This is a genomic window from Sphingomonas sp. ABOLE, assembly GCF_003950455.1.
GTDB classification, from domain to species: Bacteria; Pseudomonadota; Alphaproteobacteria; order Sphingomonadales; family Sphingomonadaceae; genus Sphingomonas; species Sphingomonas trueperi.
Window position 1 is genome coordinate 1 of sequence record NZ_QQWY01000011.1, and the last position, 13,995, is coordinate 13,995.

Here is a 13,995-nt window from a genome sequence, read left to right on the forward strand (position 1 = left end):
CTGGTCGACGCCGGCGTCACCGCGGGTACCCATGTCACCGAGTACCGCCGCGCGGTCGGCACCAAGGGATAGCCGTGGCGCGCAAGGCCGACGCGGTCCTTCCCGCCGCACCCCGCAAGACACTCCTCGAATGGATCGAGTTCGACGATGGCGACGCTACCCGCTCTCCCGGACCACCCTGCGACCCGCAGGCCCAGGCCCTCCACCTCAAGATCCTCATCGACCCGGCATCGCAACACGGCGAACCGGCCGAGCCCCTCCAGTCTCCCAACGGCTTGCGACTGCCCCCGCTCGGCTGACCTGGCCGGGCGGTCGGTCGTCTTGTCCCGGGAGATCCCGGTCAGCTTCGATCAGCCGCTTGCACGTCATCACAAGCTGATTGGCGGTTGGGTTGCATCGCGCGACCAGACGGCACGGCGTTGCACGCGCGCTGAGGCCCGGCGCCGCATCGAGCGCGTTTTCGATAAGGCGGTTCTGGATATTCTCAGGCCGCTCGAACTGGCCGAACTGCGCGTCGCCGTCCTCAACAGCGAGGACATGGACGCGCCGGCCATCGCCATCGTCTGCGACAGTATGGGGCAGCTCGACCTCGGCTGGATCGAGACCAGCGACGCCCAGATCGGCTGGCGCGCCGCTGCCTACACCGCGCTCGCCCGGACTATGGGCTCAGCGCTTCCGATCTTCGGCTACGATGATCTCTTCGACGAAATCTCGATGTATTATTGGGACGGCGAAACCGACGACGAGAGCGCACGCAATGCGCTCGTCGCCTATCACGGCGCCGACCCGGACGATCTCGAAGACACCATCCTGCCCTCGGACATGAACGGCCGACGGCCGGAGTGGATGATCGCGGCAAACGCCGCACCACCACGGTCGCTGCCCAACGGCCTGCGCACCGCGCTTCGCAATCTGCGTTGCAGCCACCGGGCGCTTCGGGCCCTGCCGGATGAGCGAAACGCCTGGCATTTCGACGGCGCGACCATCCACGAATATTTGCCGGACCTGGAGCAGTGCTCGTCATTGCCTCCCCTGACGCTCGTGCCCGTCGAGCAGTTCGCGCGCGAGGTCGACGATGTCGCCCGCCACGGCATGGAATACGGCTTCATGGACATCGCCGGCCTCTGCCCGCTGCCGGACGCCACTCGCGTCACCGATTGGTTCGCATCGCTCGAGGCGGGCGCCCGGTTTCTGCTCGCCGCCCAAGAGCTGATCCAGCTCGATCCCGACACCCTTTGAGGCAGCCATGTCAAAGCATTCGACCCAATTCGAAGCCACCGCCGGCGGGCTGGTGCTGACCAACGCCATCCTGCTTTATCGAACCGAGGCCGCGAGAAGCGGCACGCGCTACAGCGCTCCCGGCCAGGATGGGCGGGCGTTCGCCAGCCTTCATCACATCGAGCATGATGACGACGCCGGGCCGAGGATCGCCGCCGGCACGCCCCTGACGCGGGCGCATCTGCGCCAATGGTCCGAGGCACTGGGTCGCGCCGCCGCGCCCGAGCTACTTCCGAATAACGTGCTCGTTGCGCACCAGGATCTCCTCGCGTGGTGGATCCCGGCGAAGGTTCGGCCGGCCTACTTCAATCTGAGCGCGCCACCCCCCGGCCTGAAGGCCCTTTCCACGAAAGCGGTGGCTTCGGTCCCTTACCCGGCCCACCTCCTCGTGGCCACGAGACGAGCGCTGGGAGTCTACGCGCTTCGAGAGGATGAGCGGCCGACTGCCGACTCCATCGTCTTCCATTCGCCGATCCTCAATGTCTACGCCGACGGCACGCTATGCTGGGGGAATATTCCGAAGCCCGGAACGCTGTCCGTCTCCGCCATCCCGGAGTTCGAACGGGCATTGTTCGAGTCCTGGTCGACCCATCCCAATCACGGGCAGGACCAGACGGTCTCGGGGAAGGGTGGGCTCATCTCCCTTTGGGACGACCTTGCGGCGCGGCGCGCCGCCCGCTTCCCGGTCAGGCGTCTCAAGGCTTTCGCCGTCAAACGTCGGTCAGTTGCGGCACCGTCCCGCAAGGCGATCGAGCCGCTGACGCTTGGCCAACTCATCGAAAGGACGAGACGATGACGGCGCTCGCCGATGACCCCACGGCGGCTGCCCTGCTAGCGGCCGTCCCATGCTTCCCTGCGCCGCCGAGCGGCAGCTCACCCGGCCTGGACGCGGTGCAGGCTTCGCGCGCGGGCCATTGCCTCGCGATCGGCCGAGACGGCGTCTTCCTGATTATCAGGCGCCCTTGGCTCGAGCTGGATGTGCCTGTCACGCCGCCGATTGCCGCCTACCTGCCCTATGGTAGCGTGGGCGAGCCTCGCGCCAACCTTCGATGCGGCCTGATACCACGGGCGTTCCTGGCCCAGATCATCGATCATTTCGGCGCGGCGCTGCCCAACGAGGCGGCGGCCTTCATCGTGTGGGACGAGGACGATCGGCGCTTCCTTCTCGATTTCCCGCAGATCGACGAGGCGACGCCGTCGCGCCTGGTCTATCGGACACCTGTCCTGCCCGGGAACCGCCACATCGTCTGCGACATCCACAGCCACGGCCATGGCCGGGCCTTCTTCAGCGCCACGGACGATACCGATGACGCTCACACCACCAAGATCGCGCTCGTCATCGGCCGGCTCGGTGGGCCCGGCGAGCCCGAGTTTGCCACGCGGCTTTGCGCCGGCGGGATGTTCCTTCCGCTTCCGCGCAGCCCCTTCGAAGGATCCGGCCATGCCGTCTGAGACCCGTGATCGCCACTTCCTGCCGGAAGGGCTCCACCACCGCGTAAGCAATGTCGTTCTGATCGGGTGCGGGGGAAACGGCGCCCAGATGCTGATGGGCCTCGCCTCGCTCGACACGGCGTTGCGCGCAATTTCGTCGCGATCGCTGCATGTGATCGTGGTCGACGATGACGTCGTAACCGAGGCCAACCTCGGCCGTCAGCCCTTCTACCGCTGCGATCTCGGCAACTCCAAAGCCCATACGCTGACGGAGCGGATCAACCTTGCGCACGGTCTTGCGTGGCGAGCTGTTCACGGCCGGGCGCCCGAGGCGATCGATGTATCGGGGGCAGACATTCTGATCAGCTGCGTCGATACCGCCTCAGCTCGCCGCGCCCTCGGCGCCGCGTTCGGTCGAGGGTCCAAGGTACCATTCTATTGGTTGGACCTCGGCAACCGCGCAGGCGATGGCCAATTCATCATCGGCTGCCCCGCCGCTGCCAATCAGCGGCACGAGCGCCGCTTGCCCACCGTCCTCGAATATTTCCCGGAACTCGCCGACGAGAGCCTGCCGGACGACGACGCGCCATCCTGCTCGGTCGCCGAGGCCCTGGAGCGACAATCGCTCTTCGTGAACCGCATCGTGGCAAGCCACGCGCTGTCACTCCTGTTCGACCTGCTCGGTCGCGGATCAATCGGTCACGCGGGTGCTTTCATCAACCTCGGCAGCGGACGCTGCGCACCGATACCTCTGCCGGCGGCTGCCTGATCGTCGACGCCTAGCGGCGTGAAGGAGAAGAGAGGGGAAGGGGCTGGTCGAGCGGATTTGCGCTTGAGACCGGAGTACCCCGTCAATGACCTACGATGTCGCGATGCGCCACCAGCAGGCGCTCGACCCCAGCGCCCTGACCACCATCGGCACGGGCTTGCACGCCATCCACGCCGCGATCACCGATTGCCGCAATGCCGGGAAGGACGCCGAGTGCGACGCTGCCGTCATACTGCTCGTGAGGCATCTCGTATCGGTGACCGAGCGCCGCCCGGACAGCATGGTTCTGCGCCGCACCTGCATGGACCAGATCGCCGAGATCCGCCGACATCCTGTGCTGCGCACGCTCGCCTATCGCGGCGTCGCCTATGACGAGGCCGCGAAGCGCACCTTCCATGCCGAAGGGCGAACCGCGATGCGCCGGCTCGCCGAGGCCCTGGGCCTCGAAGCCGAGAGCTACTCCGTCCGCTCCAACAAGGGCGGCCCTGCGGTCTCCGGCGAGATCACGCTTCACGGTGACCAAGTCTATGTCCAGCTCTCACTGGGCGGGCTCGGCCAGGATCGGGAGGTGCTCTACCGGCGCGTGAGCGGCCGCACGGATTATTGTGGCCAGCGCAACCATTTCGCGTCGATCACCTTGCTGCTTTCGCCCGATCGCTTCGCAGCGCAGCTTCGGCGTGACCTGCAGCTTTCGCTTCCGGTCGCGCAGGCGGTGCGACTCTTCGCCTGACGCTGCGGGCCAATATCATGCAGACAGACCGCAGCCAGCGATGGCGGGAGCGGCGCTCGTTATGGGCGCGCGATCTCGAGCTCATCGATCCAAGCGCCTACCATGTGGATGTCATCGAGCATGGCGAGGCACGCGCGTTCATCGCGCGCCATCACTACCTCCGGTCCTATCCGGCAGCTCAAGTCGCTGTTGGACTGTTCGGTGCCGCTGGCGTCCTCGAAGGCGTGGCGGTGTTCGCAGTCCCGACCACGGGGGCCGTTATCTCGCGTCATACCGGGTTCGACGACCCTGCGCGCGGCTGCGTCCTGGCCCGCTTCATTCTCACCGATGCGGTGCCCCAGAACGGTGAAAGCTATTTCCTGGCGCGCGCCTTGCGGCACCTCCGCCGGGAACGCCCAGTGATCGAGGCCGTCGTATCTTACAGCGATCCCGGCGCGGGTCACATCGGCCGCATCTATTGTGCGCTCTCGGCCGCGCACCGGGCGATCACGAGGCCGCGTTCAGTCCTGCGGGTCGGCGACATCACGGTTTCAGGTAGGACGCTCTCGAAAATCCGTCTCGGCGAGCAAGGCCATGCTGGCGCGATCGACCAGCTCGTTGCCCTCGGGGTCCCGAGGCCGGCCATCGGCGAAGAGCCGCGCCACTGGCTCTGGCGGTTACAACGCGAGCGGCACCTCGTTGCCCACCAACAAGCCGGGCTGTTCGCCTATTGCTTCGAGCTTACCCGCGAGGCCCGCCGCCGCGGCCGCGTACTCCCCCGGCTGCCCTATCCCAAAGCGCTTCCGGTCCAGCATCCGACGCTGCCGCTCTTTGCCGCCGAGGCCGAGAGCATCGGCGTGTGCCGGACAAATCGCGCCAGCCCTATGGAGACAGCATGACCGACCAGATTTCTCGCATTGCCGTTCTCAACGACCGTGTCCGCCAAGGTCTCGATCCAAGGGCGCGCATCGTTATCACCGCAGCGTGCGCGGCGGCGCTTGCCGATGGCGACGACCGCCACGAGACCGTTCGCAGCTACGGCGATTTGCTGATGGCGATCGATCGCTGCGACTTCGCGCCCGACGAGCGCGTCGAGCGCCGCCGCGGTGAGGTCACGTTCCAAGGCCGGCAGATCCGCTTCGCAATCGACTATTATGATGGCTCGATCGAGTGGGGCTCCGAGAACCCGGCCGACCCGGACGTCACGACGCGGGTCATGACGATCATGCTGCCGGAAGACGACTAGCCCTTAGCACGCCCCTGCATCCAAATCGGAGGTTTTATGCGTCGGATCACCCCGGCCACGCCCGAGCACTGCCAGGCCATCGCGATTGCGGTTGAGCGAATGCGCGAAGCCCGTAGTCTGCTCCGTCAGGCTGGCGCCCGTCAGGCCGCGTCGGCGGTGGGAAAGGCGATCAGCAGCGCCGAGGGTGCAGCACGCCACGTTCAGCACCGGCTTCAAAGGAGCAACGCATGAGCCGTCATGATCTTGAGCCGAAGCCGGACAGCATCGACGTGGTGCGGGCCGTGATTGGCTGGGATCGCCCGCTCCAGACATTCTTTGCGCAGGTCTTCTTTACCACGGAAGACGAGCCCGCCGAGGGCGAGCCCCTGATCTGGACCGGCATGGAGCCAGGGGAACTGCTCACCGCCGAGGCCGCGATTGCCATCGTCGCGCCGCATGCGATCGTGCCCGCCGGACTTGCCGAGCAGCTTACCGCCGAGATGCGCGCAACGAACGGCATCAAGGACGGACTTCACCAGGCCACATCCAAGCGCCGCCTGTTCGGATCGATTCACTAGCTGAACCACCTGCCCAGGCAGGTTTCCCAATAGCAGCAGCAACCCGTCGCAGCCGCCTTCGCGGCAGCACGCTCGGCTGCGCAATTTTGAAGAGTTTTCAATGGCCGACCGCGTATCCGCTTCGATCAGCATAGGGGGTGTGCTCAGCGCGGGCGCCTATGCCGAGTTGATCGAGATCATCGCCAGCGAAGGCCTCGCCACCGAATGGGACGGTGAGCCGTTCGAACCGCACCACCATGTCGCCGGTGAGCCGCTTCGTCTTTTCGCTCACGAAGTGGCAGGCGGCAGCTTCGACGAACTGGAAAGCTGGTGCCTTTCGCGGCGCGTCCCCTTCGTGCGGTGGTGCGGCGGCTATTCCGGTCAGTGGGGGCCGGAGCGAGTCGTTGCGACAGGCGACGGCAACGCGGCCTCCTATACGGTCACCGAAAACGACGAAGTCGTCGTCAGCCGCAGCAGGGTCGAATCGCTTGGCTCGCTCGCGGCCGTCATCGCCTTTTTCGACGGTGCCGAGTTCGCCGTGCCCCCGCTGATGGTCAGCACTTCCGCCGCCGACATCCCGGCCATCCATGGAGCCGGCAATGTCCAATAGCTACACCAAAGCCGCGTTCGGCATCGTCGTCACCAGCCCCGAAGCCGATCTGCTGCGTCGCGTTATCGGCGCGATCGAGTTAGTCGGCGATGTAGAAATCGGCCTCGAGGCGCTTAAAGCGCATTTTCATGGCATGGGCGAAGACTTCGCCGCGCTCTTCCCGCGCACGGCGGAGAGCCCGTTCGACGGGCTTCTAGACCTTTTCCCGGACGAGAATTTCCCGATTCTCGATTTCGAGATCGACTTCGGGGAAGCCGACGCAGACGGCCGGGTCGCCTTGTTCTTCTCAGGCGAACAGTTCGGCGTCGAAACCGCCGCCAAGCTGATCCAGCGCTGCGCCCAGTCCGCTTTGCCATTCGGCTTCGAATGGGCATCGGATTGCGACAGGCTGCGCGCCGGCGAGTTCGGCGGCGGCTATGTCGCCATAAGCCACGCCGCGGTCGCAAGGCAGGCGCAGACGCCGCACCCGCAGCGCCCAAGCAGACCGGACGCCGCAAGGCACAGCCCGCCGAAGCGGCACCCAGCGAGAGTTGATCCGCCCACGCTTCCGAAGGACGAAGAAGATCGACCCGACGGCGCCGAAGTGGCGCTCGTCGGAGCGGCGCTGGCGCGCCTTACTCGGCCGAATGGCCGAGGAGAGGAGCGGGTGAGAAAAGGTGTTCGGACAAGGGGTTCGAGCGAACTTTCTCAAGGAGACGACCCGTGAACATCGGCACCATCACCCAGAACAACAGCGGCACCTACACCGGCAAGATCTCGACGCTGACGGTTGCGATCGTGATCGCGCTGCGCACCGTTCACTCTGCCAATCCGCGCGCGCCCAAGTTCGAGATCCTCGCACTCTCGGCCGCTCGCCAGTGGGTGCAGGTCGGCGCGCTGTTCGAGCTCTCGTCCAACTCGACCGGAGAAACCTTCCTCAACGGCAAGATCGAGGATCCGAGCCTCGACAAGCCGCTCTACATCTCGGCCTTCCGCCAGGAGGACGGCTCGTACAACATCGTCTGGTCGCGCCCGACGCGCCGTCGCGATGCGCCCACCGACACGGTGGCGGCTGACGACGGCCTGCCGCCGCTGCCGGGTACGGGCGAGCCTGTGGCGCCGGCGGGCGCCGACGGGCTGGGCGAGTCCTCGGCCGATGGCGCGTTCGGCGGCGCGCACGCGTCCGCCGGCGAGCCCGCATCTGGTGGCCGTCGTCGCCGTCAGCCCGAGATGGCCGACTGATCTTCCCACCGCGCGTCCACCAGGCGTGCGGTGTCTGACAGGGCTCGCTTCGCTCCCCCGGCGAAGCGGGCCCTATTCTTGTTCTCGCCTACCGGCCGATCTTGCGATCTATCCGGAAACTCCGTACATTCCGGATAGGAGAATCATCGTGCCACAGACCGCCAGTTCCGTTGAGGTTTCGAAGTCTTTCGGCCGCTTCAGTCGCCAGGCCCTCGAAAGCCCGCTTACGATTACGCATCATGGACACGAGAGCCTCGTGCTCCTGTCGCATGCCGAGTATCAGCGGCTCAAGAGCCGTGATCGTCAGGTCTACACGCTCGATGACGTTCCGGACGACATCGCGGAGGGCGTGCGCGCCGCGCGGGCGCCGGCCGAGGCCGCCGCCTTCGATAACGAGGTCGGGTCCTGACGCGTGGCGATTCCTGAACCGGTTCCAGGTCTCGTCATCCGCTACGCCTATCTCTGGAGTCACGAAGCCAAGGCCGGCCACGAGGAGGGCAGCAAGGATCGCCCCTGTGCAATTCTGTTGGCAGCAACCACAAAGGCTGGCGCCAAAATGGTCACCGTCCTTCCGGTGACGCACACACCTCCGGCTGACCCGAAACTTGCGGTGGAGATCCCGGCGGCGACGAAGGCGCGCCTTGGACTCGATGACGAGCGATCATGGGTGATCCTCACCGAGCTCAATCATTTCCAATGGCCCGGCCCCGACCTGCGACCGACGCCCGGCGATCCGGCGGGCGACGTCGCCTATGGTATGCTCCCGGCGAGCCTTTACGAGACCATCCGCACGCGCTGGCTTGCCGCCTATGACGCCGGCAAAATCGCCCAGGTGAAACGCACGTCCTGACCTGCTGCGCTCCAAGGCGCAGCGACTCCGTAAGCGGGGCGCCGCAGTTCTGGACGGTCGCGCGATCGACTGGGCATTGCCGTCGCGGGTCGCATTCATCCTATGGGCCAGCGGCTTTCCGTCGCCGGTTCCTGACACCTGCGGCGAGACGGGCGCCCGCCACAACCCCGTCCGCTCGCCCGTGTTGCCGCTTCGCGGCTGCCCGCGCCTGCTCCCTCCAGGGGTTTCCCTGCGCGCTACGCGCACCGGTGTGGCGCGCTCCCGCACGCCGCTCTTCGGTGTCACCGGCGGAAAGGCCGCTGGTCCCAACGAGGAGCAGTCCCATGAACAACGTCAACATCGCCGGCCGAGTCGCCAAGGACCCCGAGACGCGCGGCACCGTCACCACCCTGATCGTTGCGACGGATCGCTTGAAGCTCAAGGACGGCAAGACCTATGTCGACGAGGCGACCGGCTACACCGCCAAGGACACCGAGTTCCACAAGGTGACCTGCTTCAACGGGCTCGCGCGGTCTGGTGCATCGCGCAAGAAAGGCGACGCCGTCGCGATCACCGGGAGTCTCCATTATTCGAGCTGGGACGACCGCGACGGTGTCACTCGCTACGGATGCGAAATCTGGGCCGACAAGATAGACTTCTTCTGACATTCGGCGGGCGGCGCTCCGGCGCCGCTTCGTCACCAGAGCGGACCCGGGACGGCAGACTTCAGCCGTGACGCGGCGGAGCGACGAGCAGGTCCGCGACGCTCTGCGCAAATCCCTGCGCCAGCAGCGCCTCTTCTCGCGTCAAGATGATCTCGTTCGCCATGCTCGCGTCGAGCAGATTCTTGAGCCGCGCTGCTAGTGCCAAGGCCGCTTCCTTGATCAATGCCTCGTCCATCTCGCGCCCCGCGTCGTTGATGCTGGTGCTTGCAGGCAGGCACGGGACTCATGTCGCACCGCTGCCCGTCGTCACGCTATAGCATGGTTCACGCCACAGGCAGACCCATCCTATTCTCCATCTGCGGCGAGCGGAGCTGCGAGCGGCGTCACCGCGGTCGCATAGACCCAAGCCCTTGCAAGCTGGCCGGAGAGCGGGTCTCGGAACAGGATCTTGCGCCATCGGCCCTTGCTCTCTTCCACCGCGATCTCGGTACCCTGCGGCGCCTTCCACACGACGGCTCCACTGCGCGACGGCGCGTCTCGCAATGTCGCAGCCCGCGTCAGATAGGCGCGCTGATGCTGCGCCAGGAGGGCCGCCTCGGACTGGGCTGCGGCTTCGTGGTATCTGTTATGTTCTGCCTGCGTCCGATCGATCTTCTCGTTCAACGAGCTGAAGGCTGCCTTCTCATCGGGGCTCATCGTCTGCTGCTGCGGTATCAGCGCATAGGCGCCCAAGATCGTCAGAATGAAGCTGATGAAACCGACCAGGCCCATGCGTTGCAACTCCGGCAACGTGTTGGGACCAAGACTCTGAAAGAAGCTCAGGACGAGATCGAACAACGAGCCTTGCAGCCGGGCCGTCTCTTCATCCGTTTCCGCAGTGACGATCGCCGCAGCCACCTGCTGCATCTCGATCACGGTGCGCGCTGCGAATGCGGTCGCGGTTTCCCGCTCCTCGTTGCTGGCGCGCAGGGTTAGCGTATCGATCACGAGCATCCGCTCGGCGATCGCGCTGAAGGTCGTGAACCGCGGTAGCGCCTCGGCGATCACGCGCCTGTAGGTCTCGCCAGCACTGGCCGCAGCGATCGCTGATGCAACGAGCGACTTGCTCGTTTCGAACGCACGCACCGTATCGAGCACCGACGAGGCCAGATGCCGCTGCTGGTCGAGCAATGACCTGTCCTGTTGGGCGATTCGGCGCGCCGTGTCGGTGACCGACAGTGCCCACGCATTGCTGGTCAGGTGCTTGAGGCTCTCGCGTTGCTTGCGATCCTGCTCAAGCGTGTCGAGTATCCCGCGATAGGGCGCGTCGAAGTCAAATCCGCGCAGCATCTCACTGGCGGTCTTCGCCTGTCTGATCGCGTCGGCGACTGCGCTGCCGCCGAGCGCGTTGCGGTACAGGGCGGCGCGTTCCCGTTCCTCGCGAAGGAAGCGGTCGGTGGCGCTCTCGGGCAAGCCAAAAGGGTTGGTCCTCATGAAGGCAACTCTGTCAGATCGACACGCCCGGAGCGACCAACATTTCAAGAACCGATCTGCACCGCCACCGGGGTTCGACGCATCCCACCCTGCGGGCGGGACCGGCGCTCTACTCGCCTGCGGCTCCCGGAGCCCCGTCTCCGCCGGGTCTCCGCCCTTACACGGGTAACGATCACCTTGCGGGTGCGTGGGAGAGGTGGGTGACCAAAAATCTCTCTCTCTGAATTCCTAGTTGTGACGTGCGGGGATCCGAGCCCGTCAAGGATGAGCGGTTCCCCCAATTTTCACGATCCCTGCGCTTCGCTCCGGGCCCGAGAAAATCGGCTCCCCCGCTCCCCGCTTCGCGGCGTTAACCGGGGTCCGGCTGGCGCCGGCTTCCCGATTAACGTCCCTGACCGGCACGACCACCGCACGTCGAATGAGAAGCCTCATCGAATGGATGAGATTCCAAGGAGGCTATCATGCAGACCAGTTTCACCAACTTCGCCGACCTCGCCAGCCACATCGCCGCCGCGCGCGAACACGAGGACCTGACCCAGACCTACGAAGGCGCTTTCATCGAGCATAGCGAGATGGCGAAGCTCAGCATTGTCGAGGCGCCGGAAGCGCTGGACATGCCCGATCCCGAGCAGGTCCGGGCCGCCGTCGAGATGATGATGCAGACGATGTTCGATGTGCTGCGCGACACGCGCATGGAGGCCTTCGCGACCGATCTCGCCTGGGGCTTCGCGAACAGCTTCCACGTCGTGGCGAAGCGGATCGAAGGCCGGGAGGATGACGCGGCCAAGAAGCTCGGCGAACTCGCCCGCGCCTACGATCCCTCCGAGATCTACGCGACCGAACTGGAGGATACGCAGCTCCTCTGCCAGACGCTGCAGGGGTGCCGGGAAGCCATGGAGTGCATGCGCGACCATGCCGCCGAGGTCTACCGTGTCGAAACCGGTAAGCCCTTCTCGCCGGTGCGGGGAAGCCGGGTGTCGAGCGCGCTTAACGCCTCGATGATCGATGCCCGCGACTATCTCGCCTCACGCGCCCGGGAACGTCGCGAACAGTTCGCGCCCGAGGGACCCGTGGTGGCCTTCTCCGGCGGTCAGGTCTGGGAAGACGGCGACCTGCTCTGGAAGGGTCTCGACAGCATCAAGGCGCGCATTCCCGAGATGATCCTCGCGACGACCGCGCAGGCCAAGGGGTGCGATGCCGTGGCGCACGCATGGGCCGCATCGCGCGGCGTGAAGGTGATTCAGTTCCGGCTCGATCGCAGCCAGGGCAACCGGGCGGCGTTCGTCCGCAACGACCGCATCCTCAACCTCAAGCCGGTCGAGGCAGTCATCTGCGAGGGCTCGGGCATTCAGCAGAACCTCGCCCAGAAACTGCGGCAGGCAGGTGTCCCGCTGCACATCGTCCGCCTCGCCCAGCAACGCAGCCAGCGCGCCGCGTGAGGCGCTTGTCCGAGAGGCTCCGGCGCAAGCCGGGGCCTCTCTTTCTTCTCTGCGTCGACGTCCGGCGCTCAGGGGCATCGAGCCCCTTCGCGCCGCGAGACCGGGCGCGTGCGCACTTGCTACGCGGCCCCGCCGGTGGCGGCAAAGGGGAGGGGGGAGGGCGGTAGTGGATCAACAGGGGAGGACGAGATGTCCGTCACGTTCCGCATCGCCACTGCCGCCGACGACCGCGACGGCCCGACCGCCGCCATCAGCACCTGCCAGCTCGCCGCGTTTCACGCCCTCCTTCGCGACGAGGGCGAACGCTCCGGCATCGTCCTCGCCGACCCCGATCCGGAGGAAGGCGGCTTCCTCTCCAACCATCTTGAAGCGCGGGTCTGCCCGGTGGCGCTGGCCACGATCGCCAGGCTGTTCGACTATGATGAGGCGGTCATCACCGTCGTCGAGGAAGCCCAGTTCCGCCGCCGCCGCATCAGCGTCTGTCCTGTCAACCAGGCCGGCGTGCTCGCCATGCGCGTTGCCCTTACGTCCGACCTCGGCCACGAACTCGACCTCGCATCGAGCAACGCTTTTGCGCTGCTCGAAAGCCTCGGTCTCCGACCAGACAGCGTTGGTGAAATCCCGGTGGATGCGGTTCGCGCGAGACTCGCGCATCCGGCTGTTCGCCGACGCGCCGCGATGGAAGGCACCAGCGTGTATCTCGATCGACTTGATCGGCTTCTGACCACCGCCGATCCCGATGATGCGCCCCGGCTGGAATGGGCATAGCCTCCGTCCAATCCACTCCACAGCGCAGGGCGCGTCGCTCCGGCGGCGCGCCCATTTTTTTGCTTGGAGGGCCCGAGATCCCGGTCGCAGCCGGCCCTCAGTTCCGCGGCAATGCTCGGTCGTCCTCGCTCACCGGTTGGCGAAGCAAAGAGTCGATCGCGCGCTGCGTATGGCTGGCAGCCGCGACCTCCTCCGCGGTCCCGAGATAGACCAGCGACTGGCGCAGCAGCGCCAGCGCCAGCGCACGCGCGACGACCTGCTCTGACGGGTTCGTATCCATGTCCCGATCCCGAGCGCGAAGGTGATTCCAGCGGCAGTCGGCGGTGCGCCCAGCCAACAACTCCCGCGCGCTAGGCGCGGGAGCCGGGGCTGGTAACACGTCGAGACATGCGCCTACGCTTTTAGTGCCGAGGCACCTGGACATATGCGCAGGCACCCCGGCGTGATCACTCACCCCGAGTTGCCGTTCTCGACGGGATTACCAGTCCCGGCGCCGCCCGTTTTGCAGCGCCCGAGCGGACTAACATGTGGCCGGACATCGAACCATAAATTTGTGGATCGAAGACACAGGCGACGGCCTGCCGAGGCCACCGGCCACGGTGACCTCGGAGAACTAACCGCCGGGCTTCTGACGCGGTTCGGTTAACGCTTTCTCCCCGCAAGGGCGCGCACCTGGCAGCACGCTGGAGCCGGATGGCTCGCCCGCCGCCGAGACCCCGATCAGGCTGCCGGAACGTGGCCGGTCGGCACGCCGCCCCGCATCACGGCAGGGAACCAGTCGCACACATCACGGCCTCCCGCCGGTCCCCAAGCGGGGGGATAAAAATCTCTCACAGACTTCCAAGGATGTCGTTGAGGGAGCCGCCGCGTCAAGGACGGCGGGGCCCCACCATTTTCTTCGGCGAATCGAGGCCGATCCCCACCCTTCGGCGATAGTGGCCGCCGAAAAAAATCGTGACCCCCACCGCCGCTGCGCGGCGCCGGCGTTGCCGGCGTCCCTGACCCGGCGGCTCCCTCAACG

The 13,995-nt window shown here is 66.1% G+C and carries 20 protein-coding genes; 17 read left to right on the forward strand and 3 right to left on the reverse strand.

Going from position 1 to position 13,995, the window contains the following annotated elements; translation table 11 throughout:
- The first annotated feature begins 74 nt into the window (after positions 1–74).
- The 15 genes from CA234_RS24830 to CA234_RS08495 all read left to right on the forward strand — a co-directional run bounded on the left by CA234_RS24830 (position 75) and on the right by CA234_RS08495 (position 9,294).
- Complete coding sequence (locus CA234_RS24830) at positions 75–299, forward strand: hypothetical protein (RefSeq protein ID WP_206431151.1); 225 nt, start codon at positions 75–77, stop codon at positions 297–299.
- 22 nt (positions 300–321) lie between these two features.
- Positions 322–1,239, forward strand: coding sequence for a hypothetical protein (locus CA234_RS08425; protein WP_241213376.1), 918 nt, complete (start codon positions 322–324; stop codon positions 1,237–1,239).
- Between the two features lie 7 nt (positions 1,240–1,246).
- Complete coding sequence (locus tag CA234_RS08430; RefSeq protein WP_126001367.1) at positions 1,247–2,074, forward strand: PRTRC system protein B; 828 nt, start codon at positions 1,247–1,249, stop codon at positions 2,072–2,074.
- Entirely contained in the window at positions 2,071–2,730 is a 660-nt protein-coding gene (locus CA234_RS08435) for a PRTRC system protein A (RefSeq protein ID WP_126001368.1), read from the forward strand. Before CA234_RS08430 ends, CA234_RS08435 begins: the two co-directional genes overlap by 4 nt.
- Positions 2,720–3,478 carry a PRTRC system ThiF family protein gene (locus tag CA234_RS08440; protein ID WP_126001369.1) on the forward strand — a complete coding sequence of 253 codons (759 nt, stop codon included), beginning with the start codon at positions 2,720–2,722 and terminating at the stop codon, positions 3,476–3,478. Before CA234_RS08435 ends, CA234_RS08440 begins: the two co-directional genes overlap by 11 nt.
- 85 nt (positions 3,479–3,563) lie before the next feature.
- The gene (locus CA234_RS08445; RefSeq protein ID WP_126001370.1) at positions 3,564–4,208 is read left to right on the forward strand and encodes a hypothetical protein; all 645 of its coding nucleotides are present in this window, start codon (positions 3,564–3,566) and stop codon (positions 4,206–4,208) included.
- Between the two features lie 17 nt (positions 4,209–4,225).
- On the forward strand, positions 4,226–5,086 hold the full coding sequence (locus tag CA234_RS08450; protein ID WP_126001371.1) for a hypothetical protein: 861 nt from the start codon (positions 4,226–4,228) through the stop codon (positions 5,084–5,086).
- Entirely contained in the window at positions 5,083–5,433 is a 351-nt protein-coding gene (locus CA234_RS08455) for a DUF3768 domain-containing protein (protein ID WP_126001372.1), read from the forward strand. The genes CA234_RS08450 and CA234_RS08455 overlap by 4 nt, the downstream gene beginning before the upstream one ends.
- A 227-nt stretch (positions 5,434–5,660) precedes the next feature.
- Positions 5,661–5,990, forward strand: coding sequence for a hypothetical protein (locus CA234_RS08465; protein WP_126001374.1), 330 nt, complete (start codon positions 5,661–5,663; stop codon positions 5,988–5,990).
- A gap of 100 nt (positions 5,991–6,090) precedes the next feature.
- Positions 6,091–6,579, forward strand: coding sequence for a hypothetical protein (locus tag CA234_RS08470; RefSeq protein WP_126001375.1), 489 nt, complete (start codon positions 6,091–6,093; stop codon positions 6,577–6,579).
- Positions 6,569–7,285: a hypothetical protein gene (locus CA234_RS08475; RefSeq protein WP_126001376.1), complete on the forward strand. Its 717-nt coding sequence runs from the start codon at positions 6,569–6,571 to the stop codon at positions 7,283–7,285. Before CA234_RS08470 ends, CA234_RS08475 begins: the two co-directional genes overlap by 11 nt.
- The gene (locus CA234_RS08480; protein WP_126001377.1) at positions 7,282–7,800 is read left to right on the forward strand and encodes a DUF736 domain-containing protein; all 519 of its coding nucleotides are present in this window, start codon (positions 7,282–7,284) and stop codon (positions 7,798–7,800) included. Before CA234_RS08475 ends, CA234_RS08480 begins: the two co-directional genes overlap by 4 nt.
- Before the next feature lie 148 nt (positions 7,801–7,948).
- A complete protein-coding gene (locus tag CA234_RS24290) occupies positions 7,949–8,209 on the forward strand; it encodes a type II toxin-antitoxin system Phd/YefM family antitoxin (RefSeq protein ID WP_164521750.1) in 261 nt (86 codons plus the stop codon).
- 3 nt (positions 8,210–8,212) lie between these two features.
- The gene (locus CA234_RS08490; RefSeq protein WP_126001379.1) at positions 8,213–8,650 is read left to right on the forward strand and encodes a hypothetical protein; all 438 of its coding nucleotides are present in this window, start codon (positions 8,213–8,215) and stop codon (positions 8,648–8,650) included.
- Between the two features lie 323 nt (positions 8,651–8,973).
- On the forward strand, positions 8,974–9,294 hold the full coding sequence (locus CA234_RS08495; RefSeq protein ID WP_126001380.1) for a single-stranded DNA-binding protein: 321 nt from the start codon (positions 8,974–8,976) through the stop codon (positions 9,292–9,294).
- A 61-nt stretch (positions 9,295–9,355) separates the two neighbouring features.
- Here CA234_RS08495 and CA234_RS24295 read toward each other — a convergent pair whose 3' ends face one another.
- Complete coding sequence (locus CA234_RS24295; RefSeq protein ID WP_164521751.1) at positions 9,356–9,529, reverse strand: hypothetical protein; 174 nt, start codon at positions 9,527–9,529, stop codon at positions 9,356–9,358.
- A 110-nt stretch (positions 9,530–9,639) separates the two neighbouring features.
- Positions 9,640–10,767, reverse strand: a complete 1,128-nt coding sequence (locus CA234_RS08500; RefSeq protein WP_126001381.1) for an SH3 domain-containing protein — start codon at positions 10,765–10,767, stop codon at positions 9,640–9,642.
- A gap of 461 nt (positions 10,768–11,228) precedes the next feature.
- Here CA234_RS08500 and CA234_RS08505 point away from each other — a divergent pair, with 461 nt between their 5' ends.
- Both CA234_RS08505 and CA234_RS08510 read left to right on the forward strand, forming a co-directional pair.
- The gene (locus CA234_RS08505) at positions 11,229–12,206 is read left to right on the forward strand and encodes a DUF2493 domain-containing protein (RefSeq protein ID WP_126001382.1); all 978 of its coding nucleotides are present in this window, start codon (positions 11,229–11,231) and stop codon (positions 12,204–12,206) included.
- A gap of 189 nt (positions 12,207–12,395) precedes the next feature.
- On the forward strand, positions 12,396–12,974 hold the full coding sequence (locus tag CA234_RS08510; protein ID WP_126001383.1) for a hypothetical protein: 579 nt from the start codon (positions 12,396–12,398) through the stop codon (positions 12,972–12,974).
- A 97-nt stretch (positions 12,975–13,071) separates the two neighbouring features.
- Here the strand turns inward: CA234_RS08510 and CA234_RS08515 are convergent, their stop codons facing one another.
- Positions 13,072–13,254: a hypothetical protein gene (locus CA234_RS08515; RefSeq protein ID WP_126001384.1), complete on the reverse strand. Its 183-nt coding sequence runs from the start codon at positions 13,252–13,254 to the stop codon at positions 13,072–13,074.
- Positions 13,255–13,995 lie beyond the last annotated feature (741 nt).

What these genes read in the sequence shown, in the direction of transcription:
- CA234_RS08430 (WP_126001367.1), top strand. Translation starts at nt 1,247, where the DNA reads ATGTCAAAGCATTCGACCCAATTCGAAGCCACCGCCGGCGGGCTGGTG.
- CA234_RS08435 (WP_126001368.1), top strand. Translation starts at nt 2,071, where the DNA reads ATGACGGCGCTCGCCGATGACCCCACGGCGGCTGCCCTGCTAGCGGCC.
- CA234_RS08440 (WP_126001369.1), top strand. Translation starts at nt 2,720, where the DNA reads ATGCCGTCTGAGACCCGTGATCGCCACTTCCTGCCGGAAGGGCTCCAC.
- CA234_RS08445 (WP_126001370.1), top strand. Translation starts at nt 3,564, where the DNA reads ATGACCTACGATGTCGCGATGCGCCACCAGCAGGCGCTCGACCCCAGC.
- CA234_RS08450 (WP_126001371.1), top strand. Translation starts at nt 4,226, where the DNA reads ATGCAGACAGACCGCAGCCAGCGATGGCGGGAGCGGCGCTCGTTATGG.
- CA234_RS08455 (WP_126001372.1), top strand. Translation starts at nt 5,083, where the DNA reads ATGACCGACCAGATTTCTCGCATTGCCGTTCTCAACGACCGTGTCCGC.
- CA234_RS08465 (WP_126001374.1), top strand. Translation starts at nt 5,661, where the DNA reads ATGAGCCGTCATGATCTTGAGCCGAAGCCGGACAGCATCGACGTGGTG.
- CA234_RS08470 (WP_126001375.1), top strand. Translation starts at nt 6,091, where the DNA reads ATGGCCGACCGCGTATCCGCTTCGATCAGCATAGGGGGTGTGCTCAGC.
- CA234_RS08475 (WP_126001376.1), top strand. Translation starts at nt 6,569, where the DNA reads ATGTCCAATAGCTACACCAAAGCCGCGTTCGGCATCGTCGTCACCAGC.
- CA234_RS08495 (WP_126001380.1), top strand. Translation starts at nt 8,974, where the DNA reads ATGAACAACGTCAACATCGCCGGCCGAGTCGCCAAGGACCCCGAGACG.
- CA234_RS24295 (WP_164521751.1), bottom strand. Translation starts at nt 9,529, where the DNA reads ATGGACGAGGCATTGATCAAGGAAGCGGCCTTGGCACTAGCAGCGCGG.
- CA234_RS08500 (WP_126001381.1), bottom strand. Translation starts at nt 10,767, where the DNA reads ATGAGGACCAACCCTTTTGGCTTGCCCGAGAGCGCCACCGACCGCTTC.
- CA234_RS08505 (WP_126001382.1), top strand. Translation starts at nt 11,229, where the DNA reads ATGCAGACCAGTTTCACCAACTTCGCCGACCTCGCCAGCCACATCGCC.
- CA234_RS08510 (WP_126001383.1), top strand. Translation starts at nt 12,396, where the DNA reads ATGTCCGTCACGTTCCGCATCGCCACTGCCGCCGACGACCGCGACGGC.
- CA234_RS08515 (WP_126001384.1), bottom strand. Translation starts at nt 13,254, where the DNA reads ATGGATACGAACCCGTCAGAGCAGGTCGTCGCGCGTGCGCTGGCGCTG.